Below are 20763 nucleotides of genomic sequence, written 5' to 3' on the forward strand. Positions count from 1 at the left end.
GAAGGACACCATGACCACCACAGCTAGCACGGCCGGCTCGCCGTTCGAGTACGCGCCGGCCCCGGAGTCGCGCGCCGTCGTCGACATCGCGTCGTCGTACGGCCTGTTCATCGACGGCGAGTTCACCCCGGCGTCGGACTCCGGCTCGTTCAAGACCGTCAACCCCGCCACCGAGGAGGTCCTCGCCGAGGTCGCGGAGGCGACCGAGGAGGACGTCGACCGCGCCGTCCGCGCCGCGCGCCGCGCGCAGGAGAAGGTGTGGGGCCCCATGCCGGGCCGTGAGCGCGCCAAGTACCTGTTCCGCATCGCGCGCCTGCTCGCCGAGCGCTCGCGCGAGTTCGCGGTGCTCGAGACGCTCGACAACGGCAAGCCGATCCGCGAGTCGCGCGACGTCGACGTCCCGACGGCGGCCGCGCACTTCTTCTACTACGCGGGCTGGGCGGACAAGCTCGAGCACGCAGGCTACGGCCCCGACCCGCGCCCGCACGGCGTCGCCGCCCAGGTCATCCCGTGGAACTTCCCGCTGCTCATGCTCGCGTGGAAGATCGCGCCGGCGCTCGCGACGGGCAACACGGTCGTGCTCAAGCCCGCCGAGACGACGCCGCTCACCGCGCTCCTCTTCGCGGACCTCCTCCGCCAGGCCGAGCTGCCGGCCGGCGTGGTCAACATCGTCACGGGCGCGCGCGCCACCGGCTCAGCGCTGGTCAACCACCCGGACGTCGACAAGATCGCGTTCACGGGCTCCACCCCGGTCGGCAAGCGCATCGCCCAGGAGATCGCGGGCACGCGCAAGCACGCGACGCTCGAGCTCGGCGGCAAGGCCGCGAACATCGTGTTCGACGACGCGCCGATCGACCAGGCGATCGAGGGCATCGTCAACGGCATCTTCTTCAACCAGGGCCAGGTGTGCTGCGCCGGGTCGCGCCTGCTCGTGCAGGAGTCGATCGCCGAGGAGCTCGTGGACCGCCTGAAGGCGCGCCTCGGGACGCTGCGCGTCGGCGACCCGATGGACAAGAACACCGACGTCGGCGCGATCAACTCGCCGCAGCAGCTCGCGCGCATCACCGAGCTCACCGACGCGGGCACCGCCGAGGGCGCCACGCGCTGGAGCCCCGACTGCGAGCTGCCGTCGTCGGGGTACTGGTTCGCCCCGACGCTCTTCACGGGCGTCTCGGCCGCGCACCGCATCGCGCGCGAGGAGATCTTCGGCCCGGTGCTGAGCGTCCTGACGTTCCGGACGCCCGCCGAGGCCGTGGCCAAGGCGAACAACACCCCGTACGGCCTGTCGGCCGGGATCTGGACCGAGAAGGGGTCGCGCATCCTCTGGATGGCCGACCAGCTCCGCGCGGGCGTCGTGTGGTCCAACACCTTCAACCGGTTCGACCCGGCCAGCCCGTTCGGCGGCTACAAGGAGTCGGGCTACGGACGCGAGGGCGGCCGGCACGGCCTGGCGCCCTACCTGATCGAGGGGAGCACCTACTGATGGCCCGCACGACGAAGGCGCCCACCAGCGCGACCCGCACCGCGCCCGAGCGCCTGGGCGTGCGCAAGACGTACAAGCTCTACGTCGGCGGGAAGTTCCCCCGCAGCGAGTCGGGCCGCACGTACGAGGTGACGGACGCCAAGGGACGGTTCCTCGCGAACGTCGCCCAGGGCTCGCGCAAGGACGCGCGCGAGGCCGTCGTCGCGGCCCGCGCGGCGCAGGCCAAGTGGGCCGGCGCGACGGCGTACAACCGCGGCCAGGTGCTCTACCGCGTCGCGGAGATGCTGGAGGGGCGCCGCGAGCAGTTCGTGGCCGAGGTCGTCGCGGGCGAGGGGCTCACGGCGCGTCAGGCCGAGGTCGCGGTCTCCGAGGCGATCGACCGCTGGGTCTGGTACGCGGGCTGGACGGACAAGGTCGCGCAGGTCGCCGGCTCGGCCAACCCGGTCGCCGGACCGTACTTCAACCTGTCCTCGCCCGAGCCGACGGGCGTCGTCGTCGTGCTCGCCCCGCAGCGCTCGTCGCTGCTCGGCCTCGTCTCGACGATCGTCCCGCCGCTCGTCACGGGCAACGCCGTGATCGTCGTCGCGAGCGAGGGGCGCCCGATCCCGGCCGTCACGCTGTCCGAGGTGCTCGCGACGTCGGACGTCCCGGGCGGCGTCGTGAACGTCCTCACGGGCTTCACCCAGGAGCTCGCTCCCCCGCTCGCCTCGCACCTCGACGTCAACGCGATCGACCTCGCGGGCGCCGTCGGCGCCGAGGGCGTCGTGTGGGGCGATCTGGAGGCCGCCGCGGCCGACTCGGTCAAGCGCGTCCTGCGCCCCGCCGTCGGACGCCGCGGCGACGACGCCGAGCCCGACTGGACCGAGGCCCCTCGCCCCCAGCGCATCCTCGCGTTCACCGAGACCAAGACGGTCTGGCACCCCAAGGGCGTCTGACCGCCGCCGAGCACGACGGTGGTGCCGTGATCGCGTCGATCACGGCACCACCGTCATGTGCGGCCACCGGGCCGGTCCGCCGGTCTGCTCAGAGCTGCGCGCCCTGGACCTCCTGGTAGCCCGGGAGGATCACGTCGTCGACGAGCGCGCGGCGCTCGTCGTGGTGGACGAACGCGCTCCACGCGGCGTTCATCGTCACGTCCGCGAGGTCGTCGATCGTCCACCCGGCGTGCTCGACGAGCAGCGCCATCTCCTGCGTCATGGTCGTGCGCGACATGAGCCGGTTGTCGGTGTTGAGCGTGACCGCGAAGTCGAGCTCCTTGAGGCGCGTGATCGGGTGTGCCGCGATCGACGTGGCCGCCCCGGTCTGCACGTTGGAGGACGGGCACAGCTCGAGCGGGATCTGGTGGTCGCGCACCCAGTGCGCGAGGAGGCCGAGCGCGGCCGTCCCGGACTCGCCCTCGGCGCTGTGCGGGAACTCGGGATCGAACGTGATGTCCTCGACGATGCGCACGCCGTGGCCGATGCGGCTCGCCTGCCCGAGGTGCACGGCCTGGGCGATCGACTCCGGGCCGGCGGCCTCGCCCGCGTGGATGGTGACGGGGAAGTTCTGGTCGGCGAGGTAGCGCCAGATCTCCGCGTGGCGCGAGGGCGGGAACCCGTCCTCGGCACCGGCGATGTCGAACCCGACGACGCCGTTCGCGCGGTTCGCGACGGCGAGCTCGGCGATCTCCTGCCACCGGTCCGCGTGGCGCATCGCGGTGACGAGCTGCCCGACGCGGATGGTCCGGCCCTCGGCGGCGGCCTCGGCGACGCCCTGCTCGATGCCGGACTGGACGGCGTCGACGGTCTCCTGGAGCGTCAGCCCGCGCTGGAGGTGCTGCTCGGGCGCCCAGCGCTGCTCGGCGTACACGACGCCGTCGCGCGCGAGGTCGAGCACCGCCTCGCGCGCCACGCGGGCCAGCGCCGCGGGGGTCTGCATGACCGCGATGGTGTGGTCGAACGTCTCGAGGTAGCGCACGAGCGAGCCGGAGTCTGCGGACTCGGCGAACCAGGCGCCGAGCGACTCGGCGTCGCCCGCGGGGAGCTGGTGCCCGACGTCGGCGGCGAGCTCGAGGATCGTGGCGGGGCGGAGCCCACCGTCGAGGTGGTCGTGCAGCACGACCTTGGGCAGCGAGCGGATGACGTCGACCGTCAGGGGGGCGTTCTCGGTGGTCATGCGCTCACGGTACCGGCCGGTACGCCTGCGCTCGCGCCGAGCGGTCGCACCGGCCCGGCCGGTCAGGCGTAGTCGTCCTCCTCGCCCGGCACGGCGGACGCCTGCTCGACGACGTCGGCCTCGTTCGCCTCGCCCTCGAGGTCCGGTCGCGCGGTGCGCGGACGGTACTCGTCGCCCTCGTGCTCGGCGTCGTCGACGCCGGGGCCGTCGTCCTCCGACTCCTCGGCCAGGCTCACGACCTCGTCGTCCTGCTCGACGAGGCCGGCGTCCCGCCACGCGTCGTTCCCGGGCACGGTGCTCATCGCGACTCCTCACCTGACGACTCGGCACGTTCCACGGACGTGGCGGCCACGTCCATCGTCGCGCCGCGCGCGGGGGCTCGCCAGCCCTACCGTCCGGCCGGGAGGAGGGCCCAGCAGACGTGCGGCCAGCCTCCGAGCGCATGCCGCACCGCGGGTGAGCGGGCGCCCTCGAGCAGGTGTACCGCGTCCAGGTCGTGCACGGTGCCCGACGACGGCTCGTAGACCCGGCAGCGCCGCGCCTGCGCGTCGGCGTCGGTGAGCAGCACGACGTGGCGCGGCACGGCGGTCGCGAACCCGAGGGCGAGGTCGCCGCCCGTGAACAGCGGTACCGGCACACCGCGCGCCGCCGCGACGAGAGCAGCCCGGACCACGGGGCTCCTGTCACCTCCGGCGCTCGTGACGACACGCTCGTCGTAGCGCACGTCCGCGTAGCGCGCGGTCCGCGCGGCGCCCCACGGCGGCGTCCCGAGGGACGCGGGCCACGGCAGCGGGCCGAGGGCGGCATGGTTGGTGCGCCGCTTCACCGCCTGCTGAAGCTCCCCGAACCGTGCCGCACCGCCCGACCAGGACCGGCCGCCAGGCCGCGGGTCGTCCCCGGGGCGCAGGCCCGTGGCGAGCCACAGGGCGAGCACCGGGTCGCCGGCAGCGGCGAGCAGCCCGAGCACCGCCGAGCCGCACGTCGTCGCGTCGGTCTGGCGCGCGGGATCTCCGCCGAGCTCGAGCGGTCGGACCCGGCGGTCGCGTGACGCCTCGGGGGCGGCACGGCCCAGCGGGTCGACGACGACACGCCGGGTCCTCGGGTCGAGCGCACCGAGGGTCGTGGCGAGGGCACGCACCCGCGAGACGGGGTGGCCCGCGCGACGGGCGAGGTCGAGCGCGTGCTCCGTGCCGCCGTCGGGCCGGTAGAGGGCGGCGGGCGGTGGTCCCGGCACCGCCCGGGCGGGCACGAGCCGCGCGAGGTCGGTGACCCGGAGCGCGCCGAGCGCGCCGGGGACGTTCATGCCGCTCCCAGCGCCCGGCCGAGCGCCCAGACAGCGCCCACGAGGGCCAGGACGACAACGAGGCTCGCGACGCGCACGAGGAACGACCACGAGTACAGACGGCCGCTCCCGGGCAGCCCGCCGGTCGGTGGCCGGAGCACGGCGGGGACGAGCGCCAGCACGCCGACGGCGACCGCCGCGCACACGGTCACCGTGGACCCGGAGCGGAGACCGGCGGCGGCGAGGACGAGCGACCCGACGACCACCCCGAGCACCGTCCGCTGCCACGCGAGCGCCGTGCGCTCCGGCTGCATGCCCTCGTCCCGGACCGGCGTGGGCCCCTCCCCGGTCGGCAGGCTCACGGACCGGTCGCCGATCCCACGGCGTACCCCGCGAGCAGCAGCGCCAGGACCACGACCCCCACCACGAGCACGGGCAGCCCGCTCGGGGCGGGCAGCCGCCGGCGCAGGCGGAGCGCGCGCTCGTTGCGGCGCCAGGAGACCAGCGCGTACCCCGCGAACCCGGCGCCTACGAGGCACGCGACGCCGGCGACGACGTCGAGCACGCCCGGCATGTCGGCGAACGTCGCGAAGGACGTCAGTGCGACGCCCCCGGCGACGAGGCCGAGGCCGGTGCGCACCCACGCGAGCGCGGTGCGCTCGTTGGCGAGGCTGAACCGCGCGTCGGGCTCGGTGCCGACCCCGTACACGGAGCGCGGCCGACGCGTGTCCGCCGGCTCGTCGGCGCTCGGCTCGTCCGATGCCACGCTCAGTCGACGCGGTCCAGGACGACGGGCCGGCGCTCGACGACGGTCCCCGGGTCTGCGATCGCCCACGCCCCCTCGAGCGCCTGCACGGCCCGCTCGAAGCGCTCGGGCGTGTCGGTGTGCAGCGTCATGAGGTGCTGCCCCTTGCGCACCGGGTCCCCCGGCTTGGCGAACAGCTCGACGCCCGCGCCCGCCTGCACCGGGTCCTCCTTGCGCGCACGGCCCGCGCCCAGGCGCCACGCGGCGACCCCGACGGCGTATGCGTCGAGCCGCTCGAGCACGCCGTCGCGGTCGGCGACGACGTGCTCCCGCTCGCGCGCCACCGGCAGCGGGGCCCGCGAGTCGCCGCCCTGCTCGGCGATCATCTCGCGCCACTTGTCGAGCGCGCGCCCGCCGACGAGCGCGTGCCGCACGTCCTCCTCGTCCTGCGGCCGGCCCGCTCCGGCGAGCATCTCGAGCGCGAGGGCGACCGTGAGGTCGACGACGTCCTGCGGCCCCGCACCCTTCATCACCTCGACGGACTCGCGCACCTCGAGCGCGTTGCCCGCGGTGAGGCCGAGCGGCGTCGACATGTCGGTGAGCAGCGCGACCGTGCGCACGCCGGCGTCGGTCCCGAGGTCGACCATGGTCCGCGCGAGCTCGCGCGCCGAGCCCAGCTCCTTCATGAACGCGCCGGACCCGACCTTGACGTCGAGCACCAGGGCCCCGGTGCCTTCCGCGATCTTCTTGCTCATGATCGAGCTCGCGATGAGCGGGATGGACTCGACCGTTCCCGTGACGTCGCGCAGCGCGTACAGGAGCCGGTCTGCGGGCGCGAGGCCGGAGCCCGCCTGGCAGATCACCGCGCCGACATGCTCGAGCGCGTTCATCATCTGCGCGTTCGTGAGCGACGCGCGCCAGCCCGGGATCGCCTCGAGCTTGTCGAGCGTGCCGCCCGTGTGCCCGAGTCCGCGCCCGGAGAGCTGCGGCACCGCGACGCCGTACACCGCGACGAGCGGCGCGAGCGGGAGCGTGATCTTGTCCCCCACGCCCCCGGTCGAGTGCTTGTCCGCGGTCGGCCGAGAGAGCCCCGAGAAGTCCATCCGCTCGCCCGAGGCGATCATCGCCTGCGTCCAGCGGCCGATCTCGGTCCGGTCCATGCCGTTGAGGTAGATCGCCATCGCGAGCGCGGCCATCTGCTCCTCGGCCACGACGCCGCGCGTGTAGGCGTCGATCACCCAGTCGATCTGGGCCGCGTCGAGCCGCGCACCGTCGCGCTTCGTCCGGATGACGTCGACGGCGTCGAACGGCTCGGGAGCCGGCCCCTCGCTGTCCGCTCCCCCGGCGTCGCCACCGTCCCCGACGGGCGCCTCCGCCGTCGCGTCCTGGTCCTCGGTCCCGCCACCCTGCGGGGTCACGTCGTCGCTGGTCACGACCGCTCCTCCAGATCCTCGGGCCCGAAGGCGTCGGGCAGCACGTCCCTCATCGTCTTGATACCACGCACGGTGTCGACCAGCAGGTCGGGGCCTCCGTGCTCCCACAGGAGCTGTCGGCAGCGCCCGCACGGCATCAACGTGGCCCCGTGCCGGTCGACGCACGCGAACGCCACGAGGCGACCCCCGCCGGTCCCGACGAGCGAGCTCACGAGCGAGCACTCGGCGCACAGCGTCACGCCGTACGCGGCGTTCTCGACGTTGCACCCGACGACGACGCGCCCGTCGTCCACGAGCGCGGCGGCGCCCACGGGGAATCCCGAGTAGGGGGCGTACGCGCGGGTCATGATCTCGCGTGCGGCGTCGCGCAGGCCGTCCCAGTCGACGGACGGCCCGACGGCGGTCCCCCCCTGGTCCGTCCCCTCACCCGGCCGGGGCTCGGCGTCGTGCACGTGCGGCAGGTCTGTCATCGGCACCGTGGCCTCACTTCACGTAGGGGATGCCCTCGGCGGCCGGCGGGCGCACGCGCCCGACGAGGCCCGCGACGGCGAAGATCGTCACGACGTACGGCGTCATGAGCATGATCTGGCTCGGGATCGGCGTGCCGACGATGCCGAGCACCGTCTGGAGGTTGTCCGAGAACCCGAACAGGAGAGCTGCGACGAGCGCGCCGACCGGGTTCCACCGCCCGAGGATCATGGCCGCGAGGGCGATGAAGCCCTTGCCGCCCGTCATCTCCTTGCCGAACGCGAGCCCCGCCGCGACCGTGAAGAACGCGCCGCCGAGGCCTGCGACCGCCCCGCCGAGGATCGTGTTGCGCACGCGGGTCGCGTTGACCTTGATGCCCACGGTGTCGGCGGCCTTGGGGTGCTCGCCGACCGCGCGCAGGCGCAGGCCCCACCGGCTCCGGAAGAGGAAGACCTGGAGCAGGATCACGACGACGTACATGATGTAGACGAGCAACGTCTGGCGGAAGAGCACCGGCCCCACGACGGGGATCTGCGACAGCACCGGGATCTCGATCACGGGGAGCGGGGTCCGCGTGTTCCACGTGCCCGGGTCCTCGGTGAGCACCGTGGAGTACAGGTAGCTCGTCACGCCCACGACGAGCACGTTGAGCACGACGCCGACGATGATCTGGTTCACCCAGTACTTCACCGAGAAGATCACGAGCAGCACGCCCACGAGGGCACCCGCGATCGGGGCCGCGATGAGGCCGGCGTACGCGGACGACGTCAGCGACGCGACGACCGCGGCGAGGAACGCCCCGGCGAGGAGCTGGCCCTCGATCGCGATGTTGATGATGCCGACGCGCTCGCACAGCACGCCCGAGAGCGCGCCGAACACGAGCGGGACCGCCAGGAACAGCGACCCCTGCAGCAGCCCCGTGAGCGGGATCGCGGACTTGCCCGCCCCCGCCCAGCTCAGGAAGGCGAAGACCACGGCGACGCCGAACACGATGGGGAGCCAGACGCCCACCTTGCGCCGGTCGCGCGCCGCCCAGAAGGACAGCCCTGCGAGCAGGAGCGCGAGGATCGACAGGAACAGGGCCGCTCCCGTCGAGCTGACCGTGATCGGCTCGATCTGGAAGAAGTCGTTCGCCGTCGAGAGGCGGAACGTCGTCTGCTGCTCCCCGGCGGGGAGCAGGGCGAAGAAGACGAGCGACAGCAGCCCGATGACCGCGTACGCGACGGGGGCCTTCCAGCTGATCGGCGGGAGCGGCTTGGCCGCGCGCTCCGGCGCGGCGGCCGGCGCCGGGGTGGTGGTCGCGGTGCTCATGCTCCGGCCTCCTGCGTCGTCGGGGTGGTCGTGGCCGCCTTCGCGCGCCGTCTCGCGGCGTGCCGCTCGGCGCGCGTCGGGCCGCCCGGGGTGGGCAGGCGGAAGATCGCCCGCACGAGCGGCGGGGCGGCGATGAAGAGCACGATGAGGGACTGCACGACGAGCACGATGTCGATCGGCGTCCCGGTGCGTGCCTGCATCGCGAAGCCGCCCGCGCGGAGCGCACCGAAGAGCAGACCGGCGAGGACGGTGCCGAGCGGCCGGGAGCGGCCGAGGAGCGCCACGGTGATCGCGTCGAACCCGAAGCTCGCGGCGATGCCCGCGGTGAGGACCTTCTCGGTGCCGAGCACCTGCGCGGCGCCCCCGAGGCCGGCGAGCGCACCGGCGATGGCCATGACCCACACGGTCACCCACGCCACGGAGATGCCCGCGGTGCGCGCCGCGTGCGGGTTCTCGCCGACCGCGCGGAAGCGGAAGCCGAGCGTCGAGCGCTCCATGAGCCACCACACGCCCACGGCCGCGAGCAGGGCGAGCACGAAGCCGAGGTGCAGGCGGAAGCCCTCGCCGAGCAGCAGCGGGAACGTGGCCGAGCCCGGGATGGGCGGGCTGATCGGGTTGCTGCTGCCCGGGCGCTGGAACGCGGGCGTCGTGAGCAGGTACGCCACGAGGTAGACCGCGATGTTGTTGAGCATGATCGTGACGATCACCTCGTGCGCGCCCGTCCGGGCCTTGAGCACACCCGCGATGCTCGCCCAGATCGCCCCGCCGAGCGCGGCGCCGAGGACCGCCAGCAGCAGGTGCAGGCCGGGAGGGAGGGAGAACGTGAAACCGATGAACCCGGCGAAGATGCCGCCCAGGATGATCTGGCCCTGCGCACCGATGTTGAACAGGCCCGCGCGGAACCCGATGCCGAGGCCGAGGCCCGCGAGGATGAGCGGGGTCGAGACCGTCATGGTCTCGGTCAGCGGGCGGAGGGCCCGCTGGAGGTCGGGCGCCTGGAAGTTGATGACGGAGCCCTGGAAGAGCGCGCTGTAGGCGCCGAACACGGCGTTCCAGACGGCCTCGAAGAAGTCCGCGGGCCGCGCGAAGAAGTAGGTCGCGGCCTCCTGGACCTCCGGGTCGGCCGCCGCGATGAGCACGCCGCCGAGGACGAGGGCCGCGACGATCGCGAGCAGCGAGACGAGCCAGCTGCTCTCGAGCATCTCGCGCAGGACGCTCGCTCCGGCCGGCGGCCGGGGCTTCGTGGTGTCGCTCGGCGGCGCGGGCGTCGGCGGGACGGCCGCCGCGTCGTCGGGCATGGCCTGCTGGGTCACTGGATCTCCTCCTCGCGGGCGTCGGCGTCGGCCAGGTCGACGTCGACCCCGGCGCTCGACGGCGCGTCTCCCGCCTCGATGTCGGCCTCGCCGAGGGTGGTACGGTGCTCGGCCGCCTGCGCGACGGCCTCGTCGAGCGGGACCCCCGCCATCATGAGACCCAGCACGTCGCGGTCCGTGTCGCCCGGGACAACGCCGACGATGCGTCCGCGATACATCACGGCGATCCGGTCCGCGAGGGCGAGCACCTCGTCGAGCTCGGTCGAGACGATGATCACCGGGGTGCCGTTGTCGCGCTCCTCGACGACGCGCTTGTGGACGAACTCGATCGACCCGACGTCGAGCCCGCGCGTCGGCTGCGACGCGATGAGCAGGCGCAGCGGGCGCGACATCTCGCGCGCGAGGACGACCTTCTGCTGGTTGCCGCCCGAGAGGTTCCCGGCGGGCACCTCGACCGTCTGGGTGCGGACGTCGAACTCGACCACTCGCTGCTCGGCGTTGTCGCGGATCGCGGCCCGGTTGAGCGCGCCGCCGCGCGAGTAGGGGGGACGGTCGAAGAGGTCGAGGACGAGGTTCTCCTCGACGGAGAACGTCCCGACGATGCCGTCCGTGCTCCGGTCCTCCGGCACGTACCCGACACCGGCGGCGAGGACGTCCGACACCCCGCGGCCGACGAGCTCCTTGCCGTCGAGCGTGATGGAGCCGGCCACGGGCCGGCGCAGGCCCACGATCGTCTCGGTGAGCTCGGTCTGCCCGTTGCCCTGGACGCCCGCGAGGACGAGGATCTCGCCGCGCGCGACGTCGAGGCTGACGCGGTCGACGACCGCGGTGTCGAGGTCGTCCATGACCGTGAGGTCGGTGACCCGGAACGTCGCGTCGCCTGGCTCGGCGGGCGCCTTCTCCACGCCGAGCGAGACGGACCGGCCGACCATGAGCGACGCGAGCTCGGTCTCGCTCGCGCTCGGGTCCGCGGTCCCCACGACCTTCCCGCGGCGGATGACCGTGATGCGGTCCGCCACGGCGCGGACCTCGCGCAGCTTGTGCGTGATGAAGACGATCGAGGTCCCCGCGGCCTTGAGCTGGCGCATGATCGCGATGAGCTCGTCGGTCTCCTGCGGGGTCAGGACCGCGGTCGGCTCGTCGAGGATGAGCACGCGCGCGTCGCGCGAGAGCGCCTTGATGATCTCGACGCGCTGCTGCACGCCGACCGGGATGTCCTCGACCATCGCGTCCGGGTCGACCTCGAACCCGAAGCGGTCGGAGATCTCCTGGACCAGCCGGCGCGCGCGCCGGGCGTCGATGAGACCGGCCCCCTTCACCGGCTCGTGCCCGAGCGCGACGTTCTCCGCCACCGAGAACACCGGGACGAGCATGAAGTGCTGGTGCACCATCCCGATCCCTGCTGCCATGGCGTCGCCGGGGCCGGTGAACGCGACCGGCTGGTCGTCGACGAGGATCTCGCCGTCGTCCGGGTCGTACAGGCCGTACAGCACGTTCATGAGCGTGCTCTTGCCCGCACCGTTCTCGCCCAGCAGGGCGTGGATCTCGCCTGGCTCGATCACCAGGTCGATGTGGTCGTTCGCGACCAGGGACCCGAACACCTTCGTGATCCCGCGCAGCTCCAGCTTCACCGGGCGGCCTCTCTCAGAACAGGGAACTCCATCGAACCGTACTTCCGTCGCGCCGTCGCCTCGTGCGTCGCCTCATGACGACGGTGGCCCGGGCGGGCTCGCCCGGGCCACCGTCCCACCGGTCCCGGCAGCCGCAGGGGCCGCGGGACCGACGGTCTCAGAAGGTCGTCACGGGGTGTTGGTCGACTCCACGACCAGGTCCCCCGCGATGATCTGCTCCTGGTACTGGGCGAGCATGTCCTGCAGCTCGGCCGGCACCTTGTCCTCGAAGTCGTGGAACGGCGCGAGGCCGACGCCCTCGTTCTCGAGCGTGCCCACGTAGGGCTCGTTGGTGAAGTTGCCGTCGACCGACTCGCTCACCGTGTCGAAGACCGCCGGACCGATCTGCTTCATCACCGAGGTGATGATGATGTCGCCGTACTCCGTCGTGAGGAAGCCGTCCGAGTCGACCCAGATGATCTTCGCGCCACCGCTCTGCGCGGCGGCTGCCGCACCGAGACCCACCGGGCCGGCGACGGGCATGATGATGTCCGCACCCTGGTCGATGAAGCCCTGCGCGAGGTTCTGGCCGTTGGCCTGGTTGTCGAAGTCACCGGTGAAGGAGCCCGTCTGGGCCTCCTTGTCCCAGCCGAGGGTCTTGACCTCGGTGCCGTTGTCCTCGTTGTACTTCGCGACGCCGTCGACGAAGCCGTCCATGAAGATGGCGACCGACGGGATCTGGATGCCGCCGAACGTGGCGACCGTGCCCGTCTCGGTCATGCCCGCAGCGAGGTAGCCCGCGAGGAACGCGGCCTCGGCCGTGTTGAAGAGGATCGGCTTGGCGTTGTCGATCTCGACCGGGTTGAAGTCCGCGTCGGTGAACGACGAGTCGATGAGCGCGAAGTTCGTGTCGGGGTTCGCCTCGGCCGCCGCCTGGATCGGGTCCTCGAGGAGGAACCCGACGCCGATGACGAGGTTGCAGCCCTGCTGGACGAGGTTGTCGATGTTCGGCGCGTAGTCCGTGTCCGCCGAGGACTCGACCTCGGTGGCCGTGATCCCCAGCTCGGTCTTCGCCTGCTCCAGGCCCTCGAAACCGGCCTGGTTGAAGGACTGGTCGTCGAACCCGCCGGCGTCGGACACCATGCACGCGGAGAAGTCGGAGTTGCCGCCCGCGGTGTTGTCGCCGCCGCCGGTCGTCTCGTCGTCCTCGGGTGCGGCGCCGCACGCGGCCAGCGCGAGCGCGGCGACGGCCGCGAGCGCGGTGACCTGAGTCGCTCTCTTCACCTGATAGCTCCTGTCGTTCTCGTAGCAGGGCCGCGCAGGGAAGGACCCCTGGGCCCTCCCGAGCGTCGTTGCACGGGAGGACCGGTCCGTCGGCCTCTATAGGACCGAACACTAATCAGCCGGAGGGGTCCTGCACGTTACTTGTCGGTAACGCCGCTGCTTCGTTATGCAAGCGTCACTTTACGTCTGAGGCGTGACACACCCCTGTCCACGGGTCGGGACCGCTTCACCCGTCCTGACCGGCGGCGACACGGGCGAGCAGGCGCATCCCCGCGTCCACCGCACGCTCGTCGACCTGGAGGTCGCCCTGGTGGATGTCGTAGCTGCGCCCACCGGGGGTCCGCGTGCCCAGCCGCGCCATCGCGCCCGGGACCTTCGTGAGGTACCAGGCGAAGTCCTCGCCGCCGAGCGACTGCTCGGTCAGGAGGATCGAGTCCGGGCCGAGGACGTCGCGGGCCGCGGCCTCGAGCAGGCCCGTGCAGCGCTCGTCGTTCTCCACGGGCGGGACGCCGCGCGTGTGGTGCACGGTCACCTCCACCTCGTAGGGCGCGACGACCTGCTCGACGGCGTCGTGCAGCACCTGCCCCGCGAACTCCCACGCGCGCACGTCGAGGCAGCGCAGCGTCCCGCGCACCGTCCCGGTGCTCGGGATCGCGTTGTGCGCGGACCCCGCGTGCACGGCGCCCCACGTGAGATTCACGCCCGAGCGCGGGTCGAGGCGACGGCCCAGCACCGCGGGGACCTGGGTGATGACCTGGCCCAGCGCGTAGACCACGTCGCCCGTGAGGTGCGGTCGCGACGTGTGCCCGCCGGGCGACGCGATGGTCACGGAGACCTCGTCGGACGCCGAGGTGATCGGACCGATGCGCGTCCCGATGCGGCCCACGTCGACCTTGGGGTCGCAGTGCACCGCGTAGATCTCGTCGACGCCGTCCATCGCGCCCGCGGCGAGGACGTCGAGCGACCCGCCGGGCTGGACCTCCTCCGCGGGCTGGAACACGAGCCGCACGCCGCGCCGCAGCTCGCCCTGCGCGTGAAGGTCGGCGAGGACGAGCCCGGCACCCAGCACCACCGCGGTGTGCACGTCGTGGCCGCAGGCGTGCGCCACGCCGGGGACCGTCGAGGTCCACGGGAGGTCGCACCTGTCCTGCAGCGGGAGCGCGTCGATGTCCGCGCGCAGGGCCACGCGCCCGGGCGACGGCGCGCCGTCGGGCGTCCCCGTGGCCGTCACGTCGCCCGGCTCGGGGCCGACGTCGCACACGAGGCCCGTGCCGGGCAGGAGCCACGGCTCGAGCCCCGCGGCCCGCAGCCGGTCGGCGAGCAGCGCCGTCGTCCGCGTCTCGGCGCGCGAGACCTCCGGGTGAGCGTGGATGTCGCGGCGGATCGCGACGACCTCGTCCACGTGGCGCGCCGCCGCGGCGGCGATACGGGCGGCGAGGGTGACGTCGGCGGTCACAGGAGCTCGTCCATCCCGAGCTCGCGGACCGTCTCGACCATCGACTTCACCTGCTGGGCCCGGGCGCGCGTGGTGACGAGCAGCGCGTCCGGCGTGTCGACGACCACGACGTCGTCCAGGCCGAGCACCGTGACGACGCGATCGCTCGCGGGCACGACCACGGACCCCGCGCTCTCCCGCCGGACGACGCGGCCCGTGTCGCCGAGGACCTTCGAGCCGGCACCGTCGACCGAGGGCAGCAGCGCGGCGAGCGAGTTGAAGTCGCCCACGTCGTCCCAGCCGAACGTGCCGGGCACCACCGCCACGCCGCCGACGGCGGCGACCGGCTCCGCGACGGCATGGTCGATCGCGATCCGCTCGAGCGCGGGCCAGCGCTCGGCGAGCACGCGGTCGCGGTCCGGGCCGTCCCAGACGGCGGCGATCGCACGCAGGCCGTCGTGCAGCTCGGGACGCTGGTCGGCGAGGTGCCCCAGCAGCACGGAGGACCGCACGATGAAGATGCCCGCGTTCCACCGGTACTCGCCGGACGCGAGGTAGCGCTGGGCGGTCGCGGCGTCCGGCTTCTCCGTGAAGCCGCGCACGTGCTGCGCGCTCGGCGCCCCCGCGACGCCGAGCGGCGCACCGCTGTGGACGTACCCGAACGCCGTCGACGGTCGGGACGCCGCGATGCCGATCGTCACGACGTAGCCCGCGCGCGCCGCCTCCACCGCCTCGCGGACCGACGACTCGAACGCTTCGCGGCCCGTGATGACCTGGTCCGCGGCGAACGACCCGACGACGACGTCGCCGTGCCGCTGCTCGAGGACGGCCGCGGCGAGGCCGATCGCCGCCATCGAGTCCCGCGGCGACGGCTCAGCCAGGACGTTCTCGGCCGGGAGCCCGGGAAGTTGGGTTCGTGCCGCGGCGACGTGCCGGTCCCCGGTGACGAGGACCACGCCCTGCTCTCCCGCGAGCGGCACGAGCCGGTCGACCGTCGCCTGGAGCAGCGAGCGGCCCGACCCGGTGAGATCGAGGAGGAACTTGGGCGAGCCCGCGCGCGAGAGCGGCCACAGCCGCGTGCCCGCCCCTCCCGCCGGGACGACGGCGTGGAACCCGGGGATCGGCGACGCGGCCGCGGCGGACGAGGGGTGAGGCGAAGAGGCCATAGGGGCAGCATAGTGAGGCGCGCAGTTCCCCCGCGGGCTGTGGGATCAGTCACAAACCCCCCGCGCAGGGCCGCTCCGCCGCCCCCGGCGGTCCGCATCATGACGCCGATGTCACTATGGTGGAAGCCCAGAGACCGATGCCGACGACGGTCCCGCGGTCCGGACTGAGGGAGTTCCGGTCCACGGCCGGACGTGACATCTCCCCCCTGATCTCGCCACAGGAGGCCCCCAAAGTGCCCAGTGCACCAGCTGGCACGCTCTACCGCGGCCGTGAAGGCATGTGGTCGTGGGTCGCGCATCGCGTGACCGGCGTGCTCATCTTCTTCTTCCTGCTCGTCCACGTGCTCGACACGGCGCTCGTCCGGGTCTCGCCCGAGGCCTACAACGCCGTCATCGGGACGTACCAGACGCCGATCATGGGCCTCGGCGAGGCGGGGCTGGTCGCGGCCATCGTCTTCCACGCCTTCAACGGCATCCGCATCATCCTCGTCGACTTCTGGGCCAAGGGCCCGCGGTACCAGCGCACCATGCTCTGGATCGTCGTCGGCCTGTTCGTCGTGACGATGGCGGGCTTCCTGCCTCGTCACCTCATGAACGTCTTCGGAGGGGGGCACTGATGTCGACCACGACCACGGCCTCGGCGGTGGCGAGCCCGCGCGACCCGTACAAGCGTCGCAAGGCCACGCGCAGCAACTACGAGCTGTACAGCTGGATCTTCATGCGCGCCTCCGGCGTCGTGCTGATCGTCCTCATCTTCGGGCACCTCTTCGTCAACCTCATGGTGGGCGAGGGCGTGCACGCGATCGACTTCGGCTTCGTCGCCGGCAAGTGGGCCTCGCCGTTCTGGCAGATCTGGGACCTGCTCATGCTGTGGCTGGCCATGTTCCACGGCACCAACGGCGTCCGCACGATCATCAACGACTACGCCGAGCGTGACGGCACTCGCCTCGTCCTCAAGCTCGCGCTGTACCTCGCGTTCACGATCGTCACGGTGCTCGGCACGCTCGTGATCTTCACGTTCGACCCGTGCCCCGCGAACGCGCCGGCCGAGCTGCTCGCGTCGTTCTGCACGGCCTGAGCACCTCCCGCAACTCGCCCCCGTCTTCTCGCTCCACCCGGCTCTCTCCCAGGAGGCATCGACCCCGATGCAAACCCATCAGTACGACGTCGTCATCGTCGGCGCAGGCGGCGCCGGGATGCGCGCGGCGCTGGAGTCGTCCGGCAAGGTCCGCACGGCCGTCATCTCCAAGCTCTACCCCACGCGCTCGCACACGGGCGCCGCGCAGGGCGGCATGTGCGCCGCCCTCGCGAACGTGGAGGAGGACAACTGGGAGTGGCACACGTTCGACACGGTCAAGGGCGGCGACTACCTCGTCGACCAGGACGCCGCGGAGATCATGGCCAAGGAGGCCATCGACGCGGTCCTCGACCTCGAGCGCATGGGCCTGCCCTTCAACCGCACCCCCGAGGGCCGCATCGACCAGCGCCGGTTCGGCGGGCACACCCGCAACCACGGCGAGGCCGCGGTGCGCCGCTCCTGCTACGCCGCGGACCGCACCGGCCACATGATCCTCCAGACGCTCTACCAGCAGTGCGTCAAGCAGGACGTCGAGTTCTTCAACGAGTTCTACGTGCTCGACCTCATCACCGATCACGACCTGGCCGCGGGCGAGATCGCCGACGGCGAGACCGTCACCGCGACCGGCGTCGTCGCCTACGACCTGGCGACCGGCGAGATCCACGTCTTCCAGGCGAAGGCGATCATCTTCGCCACCGGCGGTGCGGGCAAGATCTTCAAGACGACGTCCAACGCGCACACGCTCACGGGCGACGGCATGGCTCTCGCGTACCGCCGCGGCCTGCCGCTGGAGGACATGGAGTTCTTCCAGTTCCACCCGACAGGTCTCGCCGGCCTCGGCATCCTCCTGTCCGAGGCCGCGCGCGGCGAGGGCGGCATCCTCCGCAACGCCGACGGCGAGCGGTTCATGGAGCGCTACGCGCCCACCATCAAGGACCTCGCACCGCGCGACATCGTCGCCCGGTCGATGGCGAACGAGGTCCGCGAGGGCCGCGGCGCCGGGCCGAACAAGGACTACGTCCTGCTCGACCTCACGCACCTCGAGCCCGCGCACATCGACGCCAAGCTCCCCGACATCACCGAGTTCGCACGGACCTACCTGGGCATCGAGCCGTACACCGAGCCCGTGCCCGTGTACCCGACGGCGCACTACGCGATGGGCGGTATCCCGACCAACGTCGACGCCGAGGTGCTGCGCGACAGCCACAACGTCGTCAAGGGCTTGTACGCCGCCGGCGAGGTCGCGTGCGTCAGCGTCCACGGCTCCAACCGCCTCGGCACCAACTCGCTGCTCGACATCAACGTCTTCGGCAAGCGCGCCGGCCGCACGGCCGCCGCGTACGCCGCGACGGCGTCGTACACCGAGCTCCCGGAGAACCCCGCAGCGGCCGTGATCGCGCAGCTCGAGGAGATGCGCAACCGCCCCGACGGCGAGCGCGTCGCCGACGTCCGCAAGGCGCTCCAGGAGACCATGGACGCCAACGCCCAGGTGTTCCGCACCGGTGAGTCGCTCAACCAGGCCCTCGCGGACATCCGCGACCTGCAGAAGCGGTACAAGAACGTCTCGGTCCAGGACAAGGGCCGGATGTTCAACACCGACCTGCTCGAGGCCATCGAGCTCGGCTTCCTGCTCGACATCGCGGAGGTCACGGTCGTCGCGGCGATCAACCGCAAGGAGTCGCGCGGCGGCCACTACCGCGAGGACTTCCCGGACCGGGACGACGCCAACTACATGCTGCACACGATGGCGTACCGCCGCCCCACGTCGGCCAGCGACGTCGCCGACGGTCACGTCGCCGGCTACTTCGACCACGTCGAGGCGTTCGACGGCTACAAGGTCGCCCTGGGCTCCAAGCCCGTCACCCAGACCCGGTACGAGCCCATGGAGCGGAAGTACTGATGACTGCCACACTCGAGAGCCCCGCCCCCGAGGCCAAGGCCGGCGAGATCCCCTCGTTCGAGGTCACGCTCCGGATCCGGCGCTACCTCCCCGAGTCGGAGCACGGCGAGGACGCGTACTGGGACGAGTTCACCGTCCTGGCCCACGGCACCGACCGCGTGCTCGACGCTCTCCACAAGATCAAGTGGGAGAACGACGGCTCGCTCACGTTCCGTCGCTCGTGCGCGCACGGCGTGTGCGGCTCCGACGCGATGCGCATCAACGGCCGCAACCGCCTCGCGTGCAAGACGCTGCTCAAGGACGTCAACCCGGACAAGCCCATCACGGTCGAGCCCATCAAGGGCCTGCCCGTGGTCAAGGACCTCGTCGTGGACATGGAGCCGTTCTTCGCGTCCTACCGCGAGATCATGCCGTTCCTCATCACGTCCGGGAACGAGCCCAGCAAGGAGCGCCTCCAGTCCGCCGAGCAGCGTGAGCGCTTCGACGACACCACCAAGTGCATCCTGTGCGCGGCGTGCACGTCGTCGTGCCCGGTGTTCTGGACCGACGGCCAGTACTTCGGCCCCGCTGCCATCGTCAACGCGCACCGCTTCATCTTCGACAGCCGCGACGAGGGCGCCACGCAGCGCCTGGAGATCCTCAACGACAAGGAGGGCGTGTGGCGCTGCCGCACGACCTTCAACTGCACCGAGGCCTGCCCCCGCGGCATCGAGGTCACCAAGGCGATCCAGGAGGTCAAGCGCGCGATGATCACGCGTGCCTTCTGATCTCTCGCACGTCCCGCACGGAGGGCGCCGACCAACAGGTCGGCGCCCTCCGTCGTGCTCGAGGCACGTTCCGCATGGTGTGGTCGGGACGGCCCGGGCCGGGGGGTTCCCGCCGCAGTGGCTGTGCCTGGTGGCCGCGGTCGGTGATCGCGCACCCGGCACCGACGTCGGCTGCTACGTGCCGCGCGGGAGGCGGGCGCGCCGGACGCCGCGGACGATCGGGCTCCAGGGCTTGCCGGAGCCCTGGCCGGCACGGAGTCGTTCCTCCACCGAGGCGATGACGACCGCCGAGCGCTCGGCGTCGCCGGTCGCCGCGTGCCGGGCGGCGCGCACGTGCCGCGCGTCGGTCGTGGCGGTGCCGTCGACCATCGGGAGCTCGGGGCGGCCGTCGCGGGCGTGCCGAGGTCCGTCGGGCTCCGGGTCGGGCGGGCGGGGCGGGTTCGCCATCCAGGCGCACACCGCGAGGAGGATGCGCGCGGTGAAGTTGACGAGGACGAGGAGCGTGACGAGGACGGCGAAGGACGCGAGGAGCGCGTTCCTGCTGGCGCTGCCCGCGACGAACGACGACCCGAGGTAGCGCAGACCGCCGAACGCCACTGCGGCGGTGAACGCACCGACGAGCAGGTCGCGTCGGCGGACGCGCACGCCGGCCAGCAGCGTGACCACCACGACGACGACCAGGGCGTCGAGCAGGACGCTCACCACGAGGCCGGCGCCCGTGACGAGGATCGCGGGCCCGCCGGAGAGCCCGAGCGCCTCCAGGACCTGGTAGCCGATCGAGGAGACGGCGATGCTCGCGACGGCGGAGACGAGCATGCTCAGCGCGAGCAGGAAGAAGCCGAGCAGGGCGCGTGCCCGGGCGAGCAGCGCGCTCTGGCCGACGTCGCTGACGCCGAACATGGTCCGGACAGCGCCGCGCAGGTGGTACATGAAAGAGACGACGGAGAAGAGCAGCACGACTCCGGCCACGATGCTGGTGACGCTGAGCCCGGCGTCGAGGAGCAGCAGATCGGGGTCGATCACGCCCTTCTCCCCGTCGACCGCGATGAGGCCGGGGACGAGCTCGTTGATCTCGCCGAACACGGCGTCCATGAGCTCCTGGCTCCCGCCGAGGACCTGCATGAAGACGGTGTACCCGATCGTCAGCGCCGCGAAGAGGGAGAACAGGGCCGAGTAGGCGATGCCGCCGCACAGCAGCGCACCGCGCGCGTAGAGGTAGCGGTAGGTCGCGCGTCCGGGACGGCTGTCCTTCCACCACTCGACGAGCACCCCGACGCGCTCCCTCGTGCGCCGGGCGGCGCTCGGGGTGGCGGAGGGGGCCGACGTCACGCCCC

20 protein-coding genes are annotated in these 20763 nt (G+C 72.4%); 6 read left to right on the top strand and 14 right to left on the bottom strand.

All coding sequences use genetic code 11. From position 1 onward, the window contains the following. Positions 1 to 10: 10 nt before the first annotated feature. Entirely contained in the window at positions 11 to 1483 is a 1473-nt protein-coding gene (locus AC6CH9_RS06270; RefSeq protein WP_426311323.1) for an aldehyde dehydrogenase family protein, read from the top strand. Beyond that, a complete protein-coding gene (locus AC6CH9_RS06275; protein WP_498154151.1) occupies positions 1483 to 2418 on the top strand; it encodes an aldehyde dehydrogenase family protein in 936 nt (311 codons plus the stop codon). Before AC6CH9_RS06270 ends, AC6CH9_RS06275 begins: the two co-directional genes overlap by 1 nt. Positions 2419 to 2506: 88 nt before the next feature. On the opposite strand, the gene AC6CH9_RS06280 is transcribed toward AC6CH9_RS06275, so the two are convergent. The 13 genes from AC6CH9_RS06280 to AC6CH9_RS06340 all read right to left on the bottom strand — a co-directional run bounded on the left by AC6CH9_RS06280 (position 2507) and on the right by AC6CH9_RS06340 (position 15684). Further along, positions 2507 to 3637, bottom strand: a complete 1131-nt coding sequence (locus AC6CH9_RS06280; RefSeq protein ID WP_498154152.1) for an adenosine deaminase — start codon at positions 3635 to 3637, stop codon at positions 2507 to 2509. A gap of 62 nt (positions 3638 to 3699) precedes the next feature. Beyond that, positions 3700 to 3939 carry a hypothetical protein gene (locus AC6CH9_RS06285; protein WP_498154153.1) on the bottom strand — a complete coding sequence of 80 codons (240 nt, stop codon included), beginning with the start codon at positions 3937 to 3939 and terminating at the stop codon, positions 3700 to 3702. A gap of 86 nt (positions 3940 to 4025) precedes the next feature. After that, positions 4026 to 4940, bottom strand: coding sequence for a hypothetical protein (locus tag AC6CH9_RS06290; protein ID WP_498154154.1), 915 nt, complete (start codon positions 4938 to 4940; stop codon positions 4026 to 4028). Next, positions 4937 to 5281, bottom strand: coding sequence for a DUF202 domain-containing protein (locus AC6CH9_RS06295; RefSeq protein ID WP_498154155.1), 345 nt, complete (start codon positions 5279 to 5281; stop codon positions 4937 to 4939). The genes AC6CH9_RS06290 and AC6CH9_RS06295 overlap by 4 nt, the downstream gene beginning before the upstream one ends. After that, positions 5278 to 5685 carry a YidH family protein gene (locus AC6CH9_RS06300; protein WP_498154156.1) on the bottom strand — a complete coding sequence of 136 codons (408 nt, stop codon included), beginning with the start codon at positions 5683 to 5685 and terminating at the stop codon, positions 5278 to 5280. Before AC6CH9_RS06300 ends, AC6CH9_RS06295 begins: the two co-directional genes overlap by 4 nt. A 2-nt stretch (positions 5686 to 5687) precedes the next feature. Beyond that, entirely contained in the window at positions 5688 to 7097 is a 1410-nt protein-coding gene (locus AC6CH9_RS06305) for a thymidine phosphorylase (RefSeq protein ID WP_498154157.1), read from the bottom strand. Continuing rightward, positions 7094 to 7567: a cytidine deaminase gene (locus AC6CH9_RS06310; RefSeq protein ID WP_498154158.1), complete on the bottom strand. Its 474-nt coding sequence runs from the start codon at positions 7565 to 7567 to the stop codon at positions 7094 to 7096. The genes AC6CH9_RS06305 and AC6CH9_RS06310 overlap by 4 nt, the downstream gene beginning before the upstream one ends. 13 nt (positions 7568 to 7580) lie before the next feature. Beyond that, entirely contained in the window at positions 7581 to 8876 is a 1296-nt protein-coding gene (locus AC6CH9_RS06315) for an ABC transporter permease (protein ID WP_498154159.1), read from the bottom strand. Further along, a complete protein-coding gene (locus AC6CH9_RS06320) occupies positions 8873 to 10174 on the bottom strand; it encodes an ABC transporter permease (RefSeq protein ID WP_498154428.1) in 1302 nt (433 codons plus the stop codon). The genes AC6CH9_RS06315 and AC6CH9_RS06320 overlap by 4 nt, the downstream gene beginning before the upstream one ends. Positions 10175 to 10185: 11 nt before the next feature. Continuing rightward, a complete protein-coding gene (locus AC6CH9_RS06325; protein WP_498154160.1) occupies positions 10186 to 11820 on the bottom strand; it encodes an ABC transporter ATP-binding protein in 1635 nt (544 codons plus the stop codon). 168 nt (positions 11821 to 11988) lie between these two features. After that, the gene (locus AC6CH9_RS06330) at positions 11989 to 13083 is read right to left on the bottom strand and encodes a BMP family lipoprotein (RefSeq protein WP_498154161.1); all 1095 of its coding nucleotides are present in this window, start codon (positions 13081 to 13083) and stop codon (positions 11989 to 11991) included. Positions 13084 to 13309: 226 nt separating this feature from the next. Beyond that, positions 13310 to 14539 carry an amidohydrolase gene (locus AC6CH9_RS06335; RefSeq protein WP_498154162.1) on the bottom strand — a complete coding sequence of 410 codons (1230 nt, stop codon included), beginning with the start codon at positions 14537 to 14539 and terminating at the stop codon, positions 13310 to 13312. Next, positions 14536 to 15684, bottom strand: a complete 1149-nt coding sequence (locus AC6CH9_RS06340) for a mannose-1-phosphate guanylyltransferase (RefSeq protein ID WP_498154163.1) — start codon at positions 15682 to 15684, stop codon at positions 14536 to 14538. Before AC6CH9_RS06340 ends, AC6CH9_RS06335 begins: the two co-directional genes overlap by 4 nt. 233 nt (positions 15685 to 15917) lie before the next feature. Between AC6CH9_RS06340 and sdhC the strand changes: the two genes are divergently transcribed. From sdhC to AC6CH9_RS06360, 4 genes are all read left to right on the top strand, one after another. Continuing rightward, positions 15918 to 16301 carry a succinate dehydrogenase, cytochrome b556 subunit gene (sdhC, locus tag AC6CH9_RS06345; protein WP_081772373.1) on the top strand — a complete coding sequence of 128 codons (384 nt, stop codon included), beginning with the start codon at positions 15918 to 15920 and terminating at the stop codon, positions 16299 to 16301. Beyond that, positions 16301 to 16762, top strand: a complete 462-nt coding sequence (locus tag AC6CH9_RS06350) for a succinate dehydrogenase hydrophobic membrane anchor subunit (protein ID WP_047233508.1) — start codon at positions 16301 to 16303, stop codon at positions 16760 to 16762. The genes sdhC and AC6CH9_RS06350 overlap by 1 nt, the downstream gene beginning before the upstream one ends. A 67-nt stretch (positions 16763 to 16829) precedes the next feature. Beyond that, positions 16830 to 18662 (top strand): succinate dehydrogenase flavoprotein subunit, encoded by a 1833-nt coding sequence (sdhA, locus tag AC6CH9_RS06355; RefSeq protein WP_498154164.1) that lies wholly within the window; start codon positions 16830 to 16832, stop codon positions 18660 to 18662. Then, on the top strand, positions 18662 to 19429 hold the full coding sequence (locus AC6CH9_RS06360; RefSeq protein ID WP_087471552.1) for a succinate dehydrogenase iron-sulfur subunit: 768 nt from the start codon (positions 18662 to 18664) through the stop codon (positions 19427 to 19429). The genes sdhA and AC6CH9_RS06360 overlap by 1 nt, the downstream gene beginning before the upstream one ends. A gap of 174 nt (positions 19430 to 19603) precedes the next feature. On the opposite strand, the gene AC6CH9_RS06365 is transcribed toward AC6CH9_RS06360, so the two are convergent. Further along, complete coding sequence (locus AC6CH9_RS06365; RefSeq protein WP_498154165.1) at positions 19604 to 20758, bottom strand: YihY/virulence factor BrkB family protein; 1155 nt, start codon at positions 20756 to 20758, stop codon at positions 19604 to 19606. Positions 20759 to 20763: the final 5 nt, after the last annotated feature.

Source organism: Cellulosimicrobium sp. GQ32, from assembly GCF_059758455.1.